The sequence below is a fragment of the Nocardia colli genome (assembly GCF_008704205.1).
GTDB classification, from domain to species: domain Bacteria; phylum Actinomycetota; class Actinomycetes; order Mycobacteriales; family Mycobacteriaceae; genus Nocardia; species Nocardia colli.
Genome location: NZ_VXLC01000049.1, coordinates 20,796 through 38,375, shown reverse-complemented (window position 1 = coordinate 38,375; position 17,580 = coordinate 20,796). Strand labels below are relative to the sequence as shown.

Genomic DNA, 17,580 nt, shown 5'->3' with positions numbered 1-17,580 from the left:
CACCAGATCTGACATCGCAAAGGACATCAATGACTGCCAACGAGGTCGTCACCCAACAAAGCTCGGTCGTCGGAACGGTCAAGGACCCCGATGGCAATCCGATCGCGGGGGCCGTGGTCACCGTGGCGGAGCGCCGCCTGCGCTCGGAATCGTCGCTGGGTTCGGGGGTTACCGCGCCTGACGGCCGGTACCGCGTCGACATCGGCGCGGACTCGCGGCGCGCGGTGTTGGTCGTCCGGGCCACCCTCGACGGTCAGCCCGCCATCGAAACCACGCACCAGCCCAACGGATCCGCCACGGCGACAGTCGATCTGCGTGCGCCGGTCGAGCCGCGAACCGAATACCGGACCGTGATCGACCGCGTCACACCGCTGTTGGACGGCGTGGCACTCGGCGGCCTCGGCGCGGCGGACATCACCCATCTGGCACAGGTCACCGGTCAGGATCGAGCGGCGATCGCGGCGCTGGTGGCGGCCGAGCAGCAGGCCGCCGGCACCGGCCAGTCCGTAGAGCTCTTCTATGGCGCGCTGCGCCGATGCGATCCGCTCGAGCTGGGACCCCTCGGCCGTAAGCAGCCGGTCGACCTCGAAGCCGCGCTGAGCGCGGCCGCTGCCGCCGGTGTCATCGAATCGGCCGACGGCGCCGCCGAATTCGCCCGGGCGGTGCGGGCCCGGCAGGTCTCGGACGCGGTGAATCCGGACGCCGGGAGCGCGGACGCGGTGGGCGCGCTGATCGCCGCGGTCATCGCGGATCCGGCGGCCCGCGAGCGCAGCTACGCCGCCTACCTCGATCGGTCTGCCGACTCGACGGAATTCTGGGGTGCACTCGCCGAGGACACGGTTGCGGCACCGGATGCCGAACGTCTTCGGCTCGCGTTCCGCTTGCACGGATTGACCGCGGGCAATCTGCCGCTGGTCATGGAGTTGCTCGCCCGGTTCGACGCGGGCGAGTTCCACGATCCCCGGGAGCTGGTGCGGCTCAACGGCTCCTGGTCCGACCTGATCGAGAAGTCCGGCGGCATACCGGAACAGGCGAAGACCGCACTGGATGCGGATCAGGTGCCGGAGTACGCGCGCGAATTGCGCCGCCGCCTCATCGAGGCCTACCCGACCGCGCACTTGGCGCACGAGATGTCGGCCCGCCTCGCGCACGCGCAGGCGCCCGCGGCCCAGTTCCTGGCCGCCAACCCCGATTTCGACATCGTCGGCACCCCGGTCAATGCCGACACGGTGCCTGACGAACCGGCGCGTGCCGAACTCGGCCAGATCCAGCGCACCTTCAAGATCACCCGGGACTTCGACGCCATGCAGGCGTTGCGCGACAACGGCTTCGACTCCGCCCAGTCGGTCGCCGCGATCGGCCGGGACCTGTTCGCGCGCAAGCTTTCCGGCACCCTCGACGCGGACACCGCGCACGCCGTGCACGAGCGCGCGACCCAGGTCAACGCCGCCGCCGCGAACCTGGTCGCGGACTTCCGCACCGCCGGCCATTTCGACGTGCCCTGGCTGCCGAGCCTGGCCGACCCGGCCGCGACCGAACTGCCGCAGCCCATTCCGGATTGGGAAGAACTGTTCGGCTCCGCCGACTACGGCACCTTCGCCGCCTCCCGCTCCGTGTACGGCCAACCCGCGTACCTCGCGGACCTGCTGTATTACCTACGCCGATTGGGTGCGGGCACCCCGGCGAACGAAGGCCCGGTCGCCAAGGCGCTCTACGCGCGCCGCCCTGATCTGTGGGACGTCGAATTGTCCGACGACAACACCGATCTCAGCGTGCCGTACGTCGACCTGGTCAACGAGTTGCTCGAGTCGATCGTCGCGCCGGCCACGGCGATTCCGGACAAACAGCGGCAGAGCACCGGCGACCAGGCGACGCTGCGCATCCAGCCACAGCACGTGAATTCCGGCGCATACGAGGTTCTGCGCGCTGCTGTCTACCCGTGGGACCTCCCGTTCGACCTGTTCCGCGAGCAGACCGACGCCTACCTGGCCAACGCCGGCGTCTCGCGTATCGCACTGCTGGAAATGGTTGGCGCGGCGGCGGATTCGCCGACGCTGCTGGCCGACGAGCGGCTCGGGCTCAGCACGGTCGCCGCGCGCATCATCGCGGGCGAACCGCTCACACCGGGCCGCACGCTCGCGGAGTTCTACGGCAAGCCCGCCGACACCGACCTCATCGGCGTAATGCGCAATGTCCGAACCCTGTTGGACGCGGGCTCGCTGCGCTACGCGGAGCTGACCCGGCTGCTCGACACCCGCTTCGTCAACCCGGGCGGCGTCATCTCGATCAAGGCCGACGCCGGCTCTCCGTATGACACAACGCGAATGACCGTCGTCGGGTTGGATATGCCCGCGCTCGACCGGCTGCACCGGTTCGTCCGCCTGCAACGAGTGCTCGGCTGGTCGGCGCACCTCCTGGATCGGGTGATCGCCGGCTGCAACACCCGGGGCGAGCTGGACCGCCAGACCCTGCGCACCATCGCCGCCGTCCGCAAACTCGCGGTGCGCCTGGATCTTTCGATCGAACAGGTGCTGACCTTCTACAACACCGTCGAGACCTTCGCCTATCGCGCCGACACCGAGGCGCCGCTCTACGACCGGTTGTTCCTCGACCCGTCCGTGGTCAGCACCCAGCCCGGCGCGCGAAATCCGTTCGCGCTACGCGCCGATCGCACCGAACTCTCGGTCCTCGGCAGCCTGACCGAACCGGTGATCACCGCGGCGCTACTCGCGGTATTGCAGGTGAGCGATGCCGACCTCACCGCGCTGACCACCGGGCCGCGCGCGGTGACGCCCAACCGGATCCTCGATCTGGCCAACCTGTCGGCGCTGGTCCGCACCGTCACGCTCGCCCGAGCGCTCGCGCTGCCCATCCCGGATCTGCTGCGGCTCATCGAGCTGTACGGCGGCGGTGGGCCTTTCCCCGCGTTGGCGAGCGTGTTCACCGGGGCCCCGGCGGAGAACGAGGTCGCCGCGGGCGCGCCGCTGCAGCTGCGGATGCCTGTGACCTTGCCCGCGTACGCGGACGGCATCGAGGGCGAGGTCGCGGGCGGCGCCCGGATGCTGCCGCCCGGTCGGCTCGACACCGCGCCGTTGCCGCCGATCTATGCCCAAACTGTGCTCACCGAACGGTTCTTGGACGCCGTCGACGCGATAACGGACGCGGAGCTGACGGTCGAGGAGGTGGACGCGGTACTCACCGCGACGCTGTCCCCGCAGGGCACGGTCGTCCCTGACGATGCCGCGCTGGCGGCCACGCTGACCGCGCTGCGCGCCGCGTTGCAGACGGTCTACCAGCAGACCGGGCAGACCCTCGACGAGCGCGGCGAGCTGACCCGCAAGCATCTGACCCTGCTCGGCTGGGACCCGGCGCTGGCTCAGCAGGCGGTCTCGACCTTGCTCGGCACCGTCACCTACGCGGCGAAACTGACCGAGCTGCCCGACGACAAGGTGTTCCCGCCGAAGCTGCCGATCCGCTTCAGCGCCGCCGACCAGCAGCTGTTCTTCACCGGTCCGATGACCGACAGCCAGCAGGTCCTGTTGAAGAAGGTGTACAACGGCGCCGAGTATCAGGCGGCCATCGACGAGTTGTGCAAGGCGCCACGGCGTTTCGTCGCGACCCGGATGAAGGCTCGCCGCATCCCGGTGTTCGCGGCGAGCCAGCCGACGATGCCCGCCGACTATCAACTGCCGAAGGCGTTGATCGGCAAGGTGTTCTACGACATCAACGACCACATGCTCAAGTGCCGCGGCTACCTGAGCGAGGCCGAGGCCGAAGCGTTGACCAGCGCACCGTCCGGCGCGGCCCTCGACGGCGCGGTGAAAACCCTGCTGCGCGTGCAGGAAGCCGACATCGTCGGCCCGAACAAGTTCCTCGACGCCACGATCGCGGACACCTTCTTCAAGGACGACACCACGGTGCCCGCCGACCGATTCCGGTTCGTGCTGGGCATGCTCAATCCGCTGCTGCGCACCACGCTGAGCGAGATCACCATCAAGCAGCAGCTCGGCCAGGCCACCGAGCTCGATCCGGCGACCGCCGACGTGCTGTTCGGCACGCTGCTGTGCTCGACCACGGGTCCCGTTGTGCTGAACGACTTCCTGGTGCCCGAGTTCGTCAGCAGCGACCCCGCGGTCCCGATCACCCGATCCGCGTTCGGGCAGCAGTTCAGCACGCTCAGCCGGATCTATCGAGTGGCGCTGGTGGTCTCGCGCTTGCGGCTCGGCGCGGTCGAGCTGCCGTTCGTCTTCGGCTACGCCGGCCGCGCCGGCTGGGCCGACCTGAACGAGCTGCCGCCGGCCCGGATCGTGGGCCCGGCCCCGTTGTTCGCCGAGTTCATTCGGCTGCTGGATCTCGCGCGGCTACGGGCCGTGCTCCCCGGCGGCATCGACACCCTGGACCAGGTCTTCGCCGAGGCCGACCGCCGCGACGCCACGCCCGCGGACGTGATCGGGCGGCTGGCCACCCGGACCGGTTGGAACGCAACGGATCTCACCACCCTGGCGACGCTGCTCGGCCTGTCCACCGCGGCACGCTTCCGCGACGTCGGGGCCATGCGCACCGTGCGCGAGAGCGTACGCCTGCTGCTGCGCCTCGGTGTGCTCGCCGACCGCCTCGACCTGTGGATCCACGCCGCGGTGACGCCGGCGGCGGCCGACGCCGCCTGGCAGGCGGCGAAAGCCAAACACGCACTGGCCGATTGGTCGGCGGTCGCGGCGCCGATGCAGGACGCGATCCGGGAACGGCAACGCGCCGCGCTGGTGTCCTACCTCGTCGCCAACCCGCTCTACGCCTCCGACCGGATCACCCTGCCGATCTGGACCGACGCCAACGGCCTGCACGACTACCTGCTGATCGACGTCGAGATGGGCGCGACCCAGCAGACCACCCGGATGGCGCAGGCCATCTACAGCATCCAGCTGTTCGTCCAGCGCTGCCTGCTGAATCTCGAGCCGCAGGTGCACACCGCCGACACCAGCCTCTGGGACCAGTGGGAGTGGATGAAGCAGTTCCGGCTCTGGGAGGCCAACCAGAAGGTCTTCCTGTACCCGGAGAACTACTTCGAGCCGGACCTGCGCCGGGACAAGACGCCGTTCTTCACCGAGCTGGAAAACGAGCTGACGCAAAAGGAGCTGACCGACGACAGCGCCGCGACCGCGGCCCACCATTACCTCGAACGCCTCGACGAGGTCGCCCGGATACATCCGTGCGGCATCTACGTCGACAAGGATCGCGGCATCACCTATGTCTTCGCGCGCACCGATTCCACGCCGCGGACCTATTACTACCGAACCTGGGTCAAGCGGGCCTATTGGACGGCGTGGGAAAAGATCGACCTCGATATCGGCAGCGACACGCTGATCCCGACGGTGTGGCACGACCAGCTCTACCTCTTCTGGCCGACGTTCACTCCCGCCGCCGATTCCAGGTCGGTGCGGAAATTGCCCGACGACACCCCGGGCAACGAGATGCGACCGGCGGACAAGTACTGGAACATCCACCTGAATTGGAGCAAGCTCACCGAGAGCGGGTGGCAGGCGAAACGCGTTGCCGAGGAGACAATTTCGACCAAGTATCCGCACGTCGGTGACAAAGAGACCGACTTCGATCAGTCGAATACCGCCGCCTACTACTTCCAGGTCTTCCCCGGACGTACCAGCCTGACGATGTCGGCGACATACAACAAGCTGGTGTCCTACACCGACTCCAATTCGATCAAGTACAAGGCCGTTTTCTCCGGATACTTCACGCTGAACGCCAAACAGGGGATGGTCCGGGTACTGCCGCTCGGCAGCTATGGGTATCAGGTCGACGACAACGGCAGCCCGATCGACCCGGACGAGGAAATGGAGGCCAAGGACCGCCTGGTCAAGAGCCCCTTCGAGTCGGAACCGACCAATAACGAGTTCACCGGCCACAGCTCGCTGCTCTATTTGCCCAACATACGGCACCACCCGAGCGGGCACGAGGTCGGCGGATTCTTCCCGCTGCTGCACCACTTGGCCGGCTATTTCTACCAAGTCTTCTATCAGTCGAAGCCGGGCACGGACTGGCGCGATTTCTTCGCCTTCATCTCCGACGGCCTGCGCAGCTACGTGGCGGAGTTCCTGGACGCCGACGCCAGCGTGCTTGCGGCGACCCGCTTTTCGAACTTCTATCACCCGTACGTCGAGACGTTGCTGTCCAGCCTGAAATTCCGTGGCCTGGATGCGATGCTCTCCCGTGAGATCCAGCTGATCGATGCGCGCACCGCGGGCACGTTCGAGTTCAAGAAGGAGTACGAGCCGGACCCGTCCTCGGTGGTCGAGCCCTACCCCGGCGAGGACATGGACTTCACCGCGGAAGGCGGCTATTCCCAATACAACTGGGAGCTGTTCTTCGACGTCCCGCTGCTGCTGGCCGAACGTCTGACGACCAACCAGCGCTTCGCCGAGGCGCAACGCTGGTTCCACCGCATCTTCGATCCGACCGATCGCTCGACACTGTCCTCACCGCAACGCTTTTGGCAGACCAAGCCGTTCTATCTCACCTCGAAGGAGGAGGGGCAGCCCGGCAGCTACTACCAGCAGCGCATCGAGGAGATCCTGCGGCGACTGGCCGACGGCAACCTGTCGGAGCAGGCCAAAGTGGATGCCTGGCTAGCGAATCCGTTCCAGCCCGACGTCGTCGCACGGCTGCGCACCACCGCCTATCAGAAGGCCGTGGTGATGAAGTACCTGGACAACCTGATCGCCTGGGGCGACCAGCTGTTCCGGCAGGACACCGGCGAGTCGATCAATCAGGCACTCCAGCTCTACATTCTGGCCGCCGAACTGCTCGGCCGCCGTCCGGAGGAGGTGTTCGACCCGACGCCCGGCGGCGCACGCAGCTTCCGGGACCTGGCCGGGCCCGCGACCTCGCCGAGTCCGGTCGTGCTGGCCGAGCACCTGGTCGGCGGTAACCCACAGACCTCGGCGACACCGCAGATCACCGTCGGTGTCGGCCCGGCCTGGTTCGACTACTTCCGCATCCCGCGCAACGAAAAGCTGCTCGGCTATTGGGATCTCGTCGCGGACCGGCTGGGCAAGATCCGCAGCGGCCGCAACATCGACGGCCGGGCCAGGCAGTTGGCGGCGTTCGGCGCCGTCATCGATCCGAGCCTGCTGGTGCGGGCCTACGCCTCCGGGCTCGAGCTGTCCGCGGTGCTCGACGACATCAGCGCGCCGCTGCCGCACTACCGGTTCGCGCCGATGCTCGCCAAGGCGAAGGAACTCGCGGCGGAGGTCACCTCGTTCGGCAACGCGCTGCTGAGCGCCTTGGAAAAGCGGGACGGCGAGGCACTCTCGCGCCTGCGGTCGCGGCACGAGAAGGCGATGCTGAAGGCCGTGAGCCGGGTGAAGAAGGAGCAGATCACCGAGGCCGAGGACGCGGTGCAGGTCGCCAACCAGACCATCGCGCTGGCGCAGGGCAAGCTCGACTACTACTCGAGCCGGGACTTCATGAACGGCTTCGAGATCACCCACACGGTGCTCGCCGGCGGCGCCCTGGTGGCGCAGTCGGTGGCCGCCGGCATCCACATGGCGGGCAGCGCGACCTCGCACCTGCCCGATTTCAAGGTCGGCTTCCCGACCACCGTCGGCGCCACCTACGGCGGCAGCAACGTGTCGAATTCGCTACAGAACCTGGCGAATTCGCTCGGCGAGGTGGCTACCGTGCTCAACGGCGCGGGTGCGCTGGCCGCGACCATCGGCGGCTACAGCCGCCGCCAGGACGACTGGGACTTCCAGGCGGGCCAGGCCAGGGTCGAGATCGAACAGGCCAAGCAGCAGCTCTTCGCGGCCTCTTCGCGGCTGAACATCGCGACCTCCGAGCGGGACAACAACGACCTGGAGATCGCCAACGCCACCGAGGCGGACAAGTTCCTGCACGACAAGTTCACCAACCAGGAGCTCTACGACTGGATGGTCGGGCGGCTGGCCACCAGCTTCTTCCAGGCCTACCAGCTCGCCTACGACGTGGCCAAGCGGGCCGAACGCGCCTACCGGCACGAATTGGGCGTCGAGGACTCGGGTTTCGTCAACTTCGGCTACTGGGACAGCCTGCACAAGGGCCTGCTCTCGGGCGAGCAGCTGAGCGCCGATCTCAACCGGATGGACGCGGCCTATCTCGATGCGAACGCGCGCGAGTTCGAGCTGACCAAGCGGATCTCGTTGGCACAGTTGGATGCCAAGGCGCTGCTGCGACTCAAGGAGACCGGCGTCTGCTACGTGTCGCTGCCGGAGGCGCTGTTCGATCTCGATACGCCGGGGCACTACTTCCGGCGGATCAAGAGCTTGAGCATCACGGTGCCCTGCGTCGCCGGACCGTACTCGGCGGTGAACCTCACCGCGACCCTGACCAATAGCAGCGTCCGGGTCGACTCGCGGCTGCCGGACGGTACGTATGTGCGAAAGACACCGCTGGACACCAGGTTCCGCGACTACTCAGGGCCGATCGAATCGATCGTGACCAGCACCGGGCAGGACGACTCGGGTCTGTTCGAGACCGACCTGCGCGACGAACGGTTCCTGCCGTTCGAAGGTCTCGGCGCGATCAGCCAGTGGAAGTTGTCGCTGCCCAACGATTTCCGCCAGTTCGACTACGAGACGATCACCGACGTCGTGCTGCACCTGCGCTACACCGCGCGCGACGGCGGCAACACCCTCGGCGACGCGGCGGTCGGCGAGATGAAGAAGGCCCTGGATCAGTGGATCCGCGGCGGTGGCGGCAGCGGCCCGGTGCGGGTGTTCAGCGCCCGGCGCGAATTCGCCGACCAGTGGCAGAAATTCCTCGCCACGCCGGCCGACGGAACCGGCACCGTCACCTTCGCGTTGTCGAAATCTCGCTTCCCTCAACTGTTCCGGGACCACCGCTACAGCGTCTCGAAACCCGAGCTCGTCCTGGTGCTTTCTCAGGATCTCGGTCCGGACGGCACCAAACGCTATGTCGATTGGTACGGCGAATCCGCGCTGAACACCACCGTGGACGGCGGCCCCCTGCCGCCGGCCGAGTTGAAGGCCGATCCGACGCTGGGCGGTCAGCCGCGCGCTGCCTTCCCGAACATCAAGGACGTCGAAGTGACCGACGCGGGCCGGGACTGGGTCGTCACCGTCGCCCTCGCCGGGCTCAGCCCGCAACTGCTCGACCCCGATCGACGGCTCAATCCGGATGCGGTGCTCGACCTGCTCCTGGTGTGCCCGTTCGCCCTGAAGAAAGGACAGAACTGACATGAGGATTCATCCGGATCCATTGCGGCTGCGGCCGATACCCGCCGACCGGCAATTCGATCGGGCCGCCGCGGCGGTGCCCGGCGCGTGGCGCACCCTGCCTGGCACCCTGCCGCAGGCCGCCAGCTGGGCCGAGCCGAACGACACCGCCGTCCGGCTCGACGACGGGCGGGTCCTGCTGGCCGGCGGCGAGGACGGCCGCCGCACCGCGCTGTTCGCGTCGATGGTCTACGACGTGCCCACCGGCGTCGGCACACCGATCGCCGGCCGGATGCAGACCCCACGCCGGCTGCACACCGTCACCAAGCTCCGGGACGGCAAGGTCCTGGTAACCGGCGGCGTGACCGGGGCGGCCGCGACACCGGCCCGCGGCATCAACTCGGTGGAGTTGTTCGATCCGGCCGTCGGCGGCGGCGCGTGGCGGCCGGTCGCCTCGATGAACGAGCCGCGGTTCTCGCATTCGGCCACGCTGCTCACCGACGGCTCGGTGCTGGTCGCGGGCGGTTGCTCGGCGCGCTCGGCCGACACCGATCGCGCACTGCGCTCGGCCGAGATCTACAACCCCGCAACGAATACGTGGACCACGGTCAAACCGATGACCGATATCCGGTTCGGGCACAACGCAATTGCGCTGACCGGCGGCAAGGTGTTGGTGATCGGCGGCGTCATCACCATCGGCCGCGGCCAGTACGCCGCGCTGGGCTACTGCGAGATCTTCACTCCCGGAGCGACTCCGGACAAGGGAACGTGGGCGCCGACCGCCAGCCTGCGCACGCCGCGCAAGGGTCACCAGGCGACCGTGCTGAAAGACGGCTCGGTCCTCGTGACCGGCGGCGACGTGATCACCCGCTCCTACAGTTCGATCATCGATCCGTACAGCCTGAAGTCCTGTGAGCGGTTCCGGCTCGACGCGAACGGTGTCGGCACCTGGACGGCCGACGCGGACATGCCGTGGGGGGTGAGCCAGCATCGGGCGGTGGCCCTGCCCAATTCGGGCAAGGTGCTGGTGATCGGCGGCACCGACAGCGGCGTCTTCGATGTGGGCTACTCCGACACGATTCTCTACACGCCCGGTGCGGCCGGGGCCGCAGGCACCTGGACGATCGCCGCGAACATGGCGGTCGGGCGCTGGGCGATGGCCGCGGTCGGTCTGCCCGATGACCAGGTGTTCGTCGCGGGCGGGATCAGCCGATCCGGTGCCGCGGCACCGGTTTTCGGGGAGAGCGCGCTGACCTCGACCGCGGAGGTGTACACGCCGTGACCACAGTGCGTACCACGGAATTCGCGGCCTCGATCGCGGCCGGCTCCTGGCGGACCGCGAAAGACCTTGCCTTGGCTGTGAATTGGCAGGGCATGGGCGACAATCCGGTGCAGCTCGCGGACGGTCGCGTGCTGATCGCGGGCGGGCAGGACGCGAACTTCGGATCCGTCTCCGCCAGCGCCGTATTCGACCCCGGCCCGGGCACCTGGACGGCCACCGGTCCGCTGACCGACGGGCGCAGCGGGCACACGCTGACCCGGTTGCCCGACGGCACGGTGCTGGCGGCCGGCGGCCTGCCGACGCCGCAGACCTCGCCCGCGGGCCTGGCGACGGCGGAACGCTTCGAGCCGGGCTCCGGGAAATGGGTCTCCGCCGGATCGATGAGCGTGGGCCGCGCCGCCCATTCGGCCACCCTGCTCGCCGACGGGCGCGTCCTGGTGGCCGGCGGCTTCGCGGACCGGTCCGGCACGTCCGGCACCACCGCGACCGCAGAGATCTACGACCCGGACGCCAAGACGTGGACATCCATCGAGCCGATGAACGACGCGCGATCGGTGCATCAGGCGGTGCTGCTGCTCGACGGCCGCGTGCTGGTCATCGGCGGCACCGCCGACGTCGGCTCGGGCACCTACACCGACCTCGCGTTCTGCGAGATCTTCGATCCGGCGACGGGGGAGTGGACGCCCACCGGCAGCACGACCCGGCCGCGCTTCGACGGCACCGCGACGCTGCTGCTCGACGGCACCGTGCTGGTCACCGGCGGCGGCTGGCCCGGCTGGGTGGCGGGCTGGGTGCACAACACGGGCAGCGATTGGACGACCGAGCGCTACAACCCGATCACCGGGGCGTGGACGCGCGACGCCGACTTGTCCTGTGCCCGTTTGTATCACCGCGCCGTCCTGCTGCGCGACGGCCGGGTGCTGGCGATCGGCGGGGCCAACGCCGCCAACATGTCCACCGGCCTGCGCAGCACCGCGCTCTACGACCCGGATACCAAGTCGTGGCAGCCGGCCGCCGGACTCGCCACGGGCCGTTGGGCATTCGGCGCACTCGCGCTGACCGACGGCCGGGTGCTGGTCACCGGCGGAGTCGACCATCTCGACGGGTCGTCGTACAACTGGCGGCTCGCCGCGAGCACGGAGATCTACACGCCCTCGGAGGGACAACAGTGACCGCACTCGACAGCCCACCGGTCCAGACAGCCGTGTGGACCTATGCCTCGGACCTACCCGAACCCAACCGCGCCTTCGAAAACGACGATGCCCTGGTCTCTTTGGACGGTGGCGCCGCCTTGCTCGTAGGCGGTGCCGACGCGACGTTCGCCGCGGTCGCCGCCACCGCGCTGTTCGACCCAGTCACCACCAGCTGGTCTGCGTCGACGCCGATGACCCTCGGTCGCAGACTGCATTCGGTGACTCGATTGCCGGACGGGACGGTGCTCGCGGCGGGCGGCATCTCCGGCCCGTACCGGGAGCCGTTCAATACCCTGGCGGCGGCGGAGCGCTTCGACCCGAAGACCAAGACGTGGACGCCGACCCGGGCGAACATGACCGTTCCGCGCAGCATGCACAGTGCCACACTGCTTTCGGACGGCCGAGTGCTGGTGGCGGGCGGGGCGAAACCCCGGGTGAGCACCAACGATCTGGGGTCGGCGAACTCGGCCGAGCTGTACGACCCGGTCGCCGACACCTGGGAGCCGACCGGGCCGATGGTCGACGAGCGGACCTCGCATCAAGCGGTGCTGCTCGCGGACGGACGGGTGCTGGTGGTCGGCGGCGCGGCGGTCGTCGGGCACCGTGAGGCCGTGCCGATGGCGTTCTGTGAGATCTTCGATCCGAAGACCGGAAAGTGGAGCGCGACCGGCTCTTTGGCGGTGCCTCGGCTTTCGCATCAAGCGGTGCTGCTGCCCGACGGCAGTGTGCTCGTGCTCGGCGGCGCTGCCCACGGCTGGATACCGGGCCCGGTGTATGACACGCATTCGCTGAACACCGCTGAACGGTGGTATCCGGTCACCGATCGCTGGGCGCCCGCGGCGCGAATGCCGTTCGGGCGGGACCGTTTTCACGCGATCACGCTGAAATCCGGGAAGGTGCTCGTGTTCGGCGGCGGGGACGAGCAGTATCTGTTCGCCAAGTTCCTCGCCACGTCGCTCTACGACCCGTACGCCGACACCTGGAGCGCGGTGGGGCCGATGTCCTACGGCCGCATGGATTTCGCCGCCACGCTGCTGACCGACGGCCGGGTACTCGCCGCTGGCGGTAGCAGTGGGGACGATCTGGCGGCCTCGACGGAGATCTACACCCCGTAGGCCGTCAAGCCTTGCTCGGCAGAATCGCCAGCACCAGCGCCAGCCCGGCCACGATGCTCACGCCGGCCGCCACGGTCGCGACCACCGACTGCGTCAGCGCGGCGACGCCGATGGTCAACGCCAGACAGGTGGCCACGGCCAGCATGGCGGTCACCGGTTCGACACCGGCGATTCTGGTCGGTCGATGGTTGATCACTGTCATAACACCTCTGTTCGAACCGGGCGGTGTGCGGCCGTACTCGCGGCCGCACACCGCACACATCGGGCTACTTGCCCAACGCGTTCTTCGTTTTGTCCACCGCGTCGCCGATGGCGTCCTTCACGTTCTCCACCGCGCCCTTGATGGCGGACTCGACCTGGTCTGCCTTGCCTTCGGCGCGCAGATCGTCGTCACCGGTCGCGTTGCCCGCGGCTTCCTTGGCCTTGCCGCCGAACTCGTCGACCTTGTTGCCGATCTTGTCGCTCAGAGACATCGAAACCTCCGCTGTGTCGCGGCACACCCGGGATGGATGCACACGCTGTATTGACACGGCCGTCCGGCAAACCGCACGCAACAACGCCTGAGACAACGATCACGTCATACTGGCCGTGACGGTTTCCAATCCCCGGTGTCTGACTGATGAGCGGTGGAGGAGGTGCTGTGACCACGACAGAAGCGGTTGCCGAGACCGCGCCCGATGACGCAACCCTGGTGAGCAGGTCGCGCGACGGCGATATGCGGGCCTATGAACAGTTGGTACTGCGCTATCAGGCCCAGATGTTCCGGCTCGCGGTCAAGATGCTCGCCGACCGCTCCGACGCCGAGGATGTCGTCCAGGAGGTTTTTCTCGGTGCCTGGCGTCGCCTCCCACAGCTCAACGAGGACGCCGCGTTCGTCGGCTGGCTATATCGCATGACGACCAATCGCTGCTTGAACGTGATCCGGGCCCGCAAGCCGACGGTCGAGGTCGACCCGGAGGCCACCGAATCACCCCGCTCGGACATCCAGCCCGAGCACGCGGTGCAGGTGAGCACGCAATTGGAAGCGCTGAACGCGGCGCTACAGCTGCTCACGCCCGAACAACGCGCCTGTTGGCTGTTGCGCGAGGTGCACGGGCTGACCTACGAGGAGATCGGCGACATCGTCGACGTGAATACGACGGCGGTGCGCGGCCGGATTGCCCGCGCGCGAGCCCACTTGTCCGAGGTGATGAAACCATGGCGGTGAACGGCACGACAGAACAGGATTACCGGTTGCCCTGCGGCCGGGAGATCGAACAGGTCTGGGATCGGCTCGACGCGGTCGAGGCCGGTCTCGGCGACGAACACGAGCAGACCTGTCCGCACTGCCGGGCCGCCCGCGACAGCCTGGTGGCGTTGCGCGCGGCGACCAAGGAACTGATCGAGGAGCCGGATCCGGCGCCGCCCGACCTGACCGGACGGATCATGTCCGCGGTCCGCGCCGAGGCCCGGCGCGGCCGGACCCTGGTGCTCCCGACCCCCGCGCCCGGCACGGTCGAGGTGAGTGAACAGGCCGTCGCGACGGTGCTGCGGTATGCGGCCGACTCGGTGCCGGGCGTGCGCGCCAGGCAGTGCCGGGTGCGCCGGGTCGGGATGGGCATGGACGGGGAAACCGTGGTCGCGGTCGAGCTGTCGGTCGCCATCCGGTTCGGCCACGCCACGGTCGGCGACGCGCTGCCGGTGGTGCGCGAACGAGTCACCGCCGCGCTGGCCGCGCAGGTCGGGCTGGTGCTGGAGACGCTGGATCTGGTGGTCGCGGACATCTACGAGGACGACGAAACGGGGGGCGCGCGGCGATGACGACCGATGCAGTGTCCGAGGTACGGATCGAGGCGCCGGTCGTCGCCGCGGTGGCCGCACAGGCGGCGCGCGCGGTGCCGGGCGTGGTCCGGCTGGAACCCGGTGTGCGCGGGCTGGTCTCGTCGCTGGTCCGGGTCGGCAAGCAACGCCTGACCAACACCGACCCCGCGGCGTCGGAGGGCGTGCGGGTGCGGCGCAGCGCCGGCGGAGCGCTGAGTGTGCAAGTGGACGTGGTGATTTCGGCCGTCCGCCCCGCGGCGGTGATCGGTCACGCGGTGCAACAGGAGGTTTCGCGGGTGGTGTTCGAACAGACCGGGCAGACGGTCGACGAGGTGTCGGTGACCATTCTCGATATCGAGCCGGAGCGCCCGTGACGTCTCCCAGCGATGTCATCGCCGTGATCCTGGGCGCGCTGGACACGATCGACGGAATCAGGCCCGCAACACCCCTCGGCGCGGAGAGCCCCGCTTGGTGGCCCTGGGACGCAAGAGGTTTCGCGGTCGATGTCGGACCGGGCCGGATCGAGGTGCGGGTCGCGGCGGCCGAGCTGCCGTTGGCGCCGCTGCTGGAAAAGGCAACGGCCGCACTGCGTGCCGCCTTGGCCGGCACCGACTGGTCCGGCGCCCGTTTGCGCTTGGTAGTGGCCGAACTCGATGCCGGAGCGTTCGGCGGCGAGGGGGTTACCTAGGTCACATAAACCCGCCCGTGACGATCGGGCCGGATCCCGTGTCGATCCAGATGAAGAGCCGATGTCCGCTGTACCGCAAGGGAAATCAGGAGGAGCTATGAGCACCACGACGACGACCACTGACAAGAACACGGACACCAAGGCGCCCGCGGACACCAAGGCGGCGGTCAGCCGAGTCGCCGATTCGGCCGCGACGCCGGACAAGAACAGCAAGCTGGCCAGCGACCAGGGCACCACCTCTATCGCCGACATCGTCGTGCAGAAGGTGGCCGGGCTCGCGGCCCGCGAGGTACGCGGCGTGCACGACTTAGGTGGCGGCGCGGCGCGCGCGTTCGGCGCCATTCGCGATCGCATCCCCGGCGCGTCCGCCAGTATCGGACAAGGGGTTTCGGTCGAGGTCGGGGAGACCCAGGCCGCGGTCGATCTGGAGCTGGTCGTCGAATACGGCGTCGCCATCGCGGAATTGGCGCGCGCGGTGCGCCGCAACGTGATCAACGCGATCGAGCAGATGACCGGGCTGGACGTGGTCGAGGTCAATATCAACGTCAACGACGTCTACATCCCGGGCGACGACGACGAGCGGCCGGTGCAGAGCAGCCGGGTGCAGTAATGAGCGCCACTACTATCTGCCTCGCGGTCGGCCTCGCGCTCGGCTTCGCCGGTGCGTTCGGCGGATTCGGCGCCTTCACCATCGTGCTGCTGTTCGCCGTGCTCGGCCTGGTGGTCGGCCGCTGGCTCGACGGCGAGCTGGACCTGGCCGGGCTGCTCCAGTCGGCACAGCGCAAGGGCAGGCGATGACCGCCGTTGTCGCGGACGAGTATCCGGGCGTCACCACGGTCGCCCCGCGCGCGGTCCAGCGGATCGTCGCGCAGGCGGCGCGTGAGGTGGCCGGGGTCGGCGCCGATGTGCGGGTCGACGCCAGGGTTTTCGCGAACCGGACCTCGCTCGACGTGCGACTGCCGATTCTGTATCCGTCACCGGTGAGCCGGGTGACCGAGGCGTGCCGCGCCCACCTGGCCCGCCGGACCAGCGAGCTGACCGGGCTCGCGGTGAGCGGGATCGACATCGTCGTCACCGAGCTGAGCATCGAAACCGTCGGCGGCGGAAGGAGAGTCACGTGATCCGCAGGCCGCGCCGGGCAGGTCCGGCGGTCGTCGTCGCGGTGCTGCTGCTCGCCGTCTGCGTGGCGGTGGCGGTGTCGCTGATCCAGCGCCTGGTCGGCGCGCACGAATTCCTGTCCTATAACAGCGTCGCGCATGACCTGCACGGCATGACCTGGCACGACACGCCGGTGCTCGCCGTGGGTATCGGGGCGATCGTGTTCGGCGTCGGGCTGCTCGCACTGGCGCTGTGGCCCGGCCGGGCGGCCGTGCTGCCGCTCGGCGCCGACGACGGCATGTCGGCCGGCGTGACCCGCGGTGGCCTGCGCACGGCGCTGCGCAGCACCGCGGGTTCGGTGGACGGCGTCAGCTCCGCGCGAATCCGCCTGCGCCGCAAAGCGGTCAAGGTGTCCGCGCGCACCGAACGAACCGGCGCGGACGGCCTGCCCGAGGAGATCTGCGAGACGCTCACCCGCCGGGTACAGGAGATCGGCCCGCAGCGGGTCCGGCACGTGCGGGCCAAGCTGCACGGACCGAAGACAGGAGAGGCGTGATGAGTAGCACCAACCGTCCGGCGGCGTTGAACCGGACCGTGCTCGGGCTGACCGGCGTGCTTTTGCTCGCGGCCGGCGTGCTCGCCGTCGCCGCGCACTACGGCCGGCTGCGCTGGGTGCGGTCCGACGACACCCTCGTCCCCGGCACCGACGCGCCGCCGACCTGGGTGCTGTGGGCCGCGGTCGCCGCCGCGGTGCTGATCGGCCTGCTGTGCCTGCGCTGGTTGCTGGCGCAGGTGTTCCGGATGCCCAAGTCGGTCACCTGGCGCACCGGCGGCACCGAGTGGGCCGGGACCACCGTGCTGGAGTCGGTGACCGCCGCCGCCCCGGTGGCCACCGACATCGAGAGTTACGAGGGTGTGCGCAGTGCCTCGGCCTGGTTGTCCGGCGGCCGCAGCGCACCCGAACTGCACCTGGTGGTCACCGCGGAACCGACCGCCGACATCGCCGAACTGCGCCGCCGGATTCTGGGCCACGCGGTCACCCGGCTACGCGAGGCGCTGGAGGTGGAGGTCATTCCGGTGACCTTGGAGCTCGACTTCGCCGAGGACCGGCGACCGGCCCGGGTTCGCTGATAATTCTGCACACGCGGCAGGCCTGGGCGGGCGCGGCGTTCGGGGACGG

General features: G+C 68.8%; 15 protein-coding genes. 13 read left to right on the top strand and 2 right to left on the bottom strand.

Features of this window, described 5'->3' with window-relative positions:
• The first annotated feature begins 29 nt into the window (after nucleotides 1-29).
• From F3087_RS44605 to F3087_RS44590, 4 genes are read left to right on the top strand one after another with little or no spacing between them, the layout of a single operon-like run.
• Nucleotides 30-9,245, top strand: a complete 9,216-nt coding sequence (locus F3087_RS44605; RefSeq protein WP_150408271.1) for a Tc toxin subunit A-related protein — start codon at nucleotides 30-32, stop codon at nucleotides 9,243-9,245.
• Between the two features lies 1 nt (nucleotide 9,246).
• On the top strand, nucleotides 9,247-10,506 hold the full coding sequence (locus tag F3087_RS44600; protein ID WP_150408270.1) for a Kelch repeat-containing protein: 1,260 nt from the start codon (nucleotides 9,247-9,249) through the stop codon (nucleotides 10,504-10,506).
• Nucleotides 10,503-11,678 (top strand): Kelch repeat-containing protein, encoded by a 1,176-nt coding sequence (locus tag F3087_RS44595; RefSeq protein WP_150408269.1) that lies wholly within the window; start codon nucleotides 10,503-10,505, stop codon nucleotides 11,676-11,678. Before F3087_RS44600 ends, F3087_RS44595 begins: the two co-directional genes overlap by 4 nt.
• Nucleotides 11,675-12,814, top strand: coding sequence for a Kelch repeat-containing protein (locus F3087_RS44590; protein ID WP_150408268.1), 1,140 nt, complete (start codon nucleotides 11,675-11,677; stop codon nucleotides 12,812-12,814). Before F3087_RS44595 ends, F3087_RS44590 begins: the two co-directional genes overlap by 4 nt.
• Before the next feature lie 4 nt (nucleotides 12,815-12,818).
• On the opposite strand, the gene F3087_RS44585 is transcribed toward F3087_RS44590, so the two are convergent.
• Nucleotides 12,819-13,016: a hypothetical protein gene (locus F3087_RS44585; protein WP_150408267.1), complete on the bottom strand. Its 198-nt coding sequence runs from the start codon at nucleotides 13,014-13,016 to the stop codon at nucleotides 12,819-12,821.
• 64 nt (nucleotides 13,017-13,080) lie between these two features.
• Nucleotides 13,081-13,287, bottom strand: coding sequence for a CsbD family protein (locus tag F3087_RS44580; RefSeq protein ID WP_150408266.1), 207 nt, complete (start codon nucleotides 13,285-13,287; stop codon nucleotides 13,081-13,083).
• 167 nt (nucleotides 13,288-13,454) lie between these two features.
• On the opposite strand from F3087_RS44580, the gene F3087_RS44575 reads away from it, so the two are divergent.
• The 9 genes from F3087_RS44575 (at nucleotide 13,455) to F3087_RS44535 (ending at nucleotide 17,531) form a co-directional block, all read left to right on the top strand.
• Nucleotides 13,455-14,021, top strand: a complete 567-nt coding sequence (locus F3087_RS44575; RefSeq protein WP_223885824.1) for an RNA polymerase sigma factor — start codon at nucleotides 13,455-13,457, stop codon at nucleotides 14,019-14,021.
• Nucleotides 14,012-14,614 (top strand): Asp23/Gls24 family envelope stress response protein, encoded by a 603-nt coding sequence (locus F3087_RS44570; protein ID WP_150408264.1) that lies wholly within the window; start codon nucleotides 14,012-14,014, stop codon nucleotides 14,612-14,614. Before F3087_RS44575 ends, F3087_RS44570 begins: the two co-directional genes overlap by 10 nt.
• Nucleotides 14,611-14,988: an Asp23/Gls24 family envelope stress response protein gene (locus F3087_RS44565; protein ID WP_150408263.1), complete on the top strand. Its 378-nt coding sequence runs from the start codon at nucleotides 14,611-14,613 to the stop codon at nucleotides 14,986-14,988. Before F3087_RS44570 ends, F3087_RS44565 begins: the two co-directional genes overlap by 4 nt.
• Complete coding sequence (locus F3087_RS44560; protein WP_150408262.1) at nucleotides 14,985-15,302, top strand: hypothetical protein; 318 nt, start codon at nucleotides 14,985-14,987, stop codon at nucleotides 15,300-15,302. Before F3087_RS44565 ends, F3087_RS44560 begins: the two co-directional genes overlap by 4 nt.
• A gap of 97 nt (nucleotides 15,303-15,399) precedes the next feature.
• Complete coding sequence (locus F3087_RS44555; protein ID WP_150408261.1) at nucleotides 15,400-15,912, top strand: Asp23/Gls24 family envelope stress response protein; 513 nt, start codon at nucleotides 15,400-15,402, stop codon at nucleotides 15,910-15,912.
• Nucleotides 15,912-16,100, top strand: a complete 189-nt coding sequence (locus F3087_RS44550; RefSeq protein ID WP_150408260.1) for a hypothetical protein — start codon at nucleotides 15,912-15,914, stop codon at nucleotides 16,098-16,100. The genes F3087_RS44555 and F3087_RS44550 overlap by 1 nt, the downstream gene beginning before the upstream one ends.
• Complete coding sequence (locus F3087_RS44545; RefSeq protein WP_150408259.1) at nucleotides 16,097-16,423, top strand: Asp23/Gls24 family envelope stress response protein; 327 nt, start codon at nucleotides 16,097-16,099, stop codon at nucleotides 16,421-16,423. Before F3087_RS44550 ends, F3087_RS44545 begins: the two co-directional genes overlap by 4 nt.
• Nucleotides 16,420-16,956, top strand: coding sequence for a DUF6286 domain-containing protein (locus F3087_RS44540; protein ID WP_150408258.1), 537 nt, complete (start codon nucleotides 16,420-16,422; stop codon nucleotides 16,954-16,956). Before F3087_RS44545 ends, F3087_RS44540 begins: the two co-directional genes overlap by 4 nt.
• Nucleotides 16,956-17,531, top strand: a complete 576-nt coding sequence (locus tag F3087_RS44535) for an Asp23/Gls24 family envelope stress response protein (RefSeq protein ID WP_150408257.1) — start codon at nucleotides 16,956-16,958, stop codon at nucleotides 17,529-17,531. The genes F3087_RS44540 and F3087_RS44535 overlap by 1 nt, the downstream gene beginning before the upstream one ends.
• The last annotated feature ends 49 nt before the right edge of the window (nucleotides 17,532-17,580 follow it).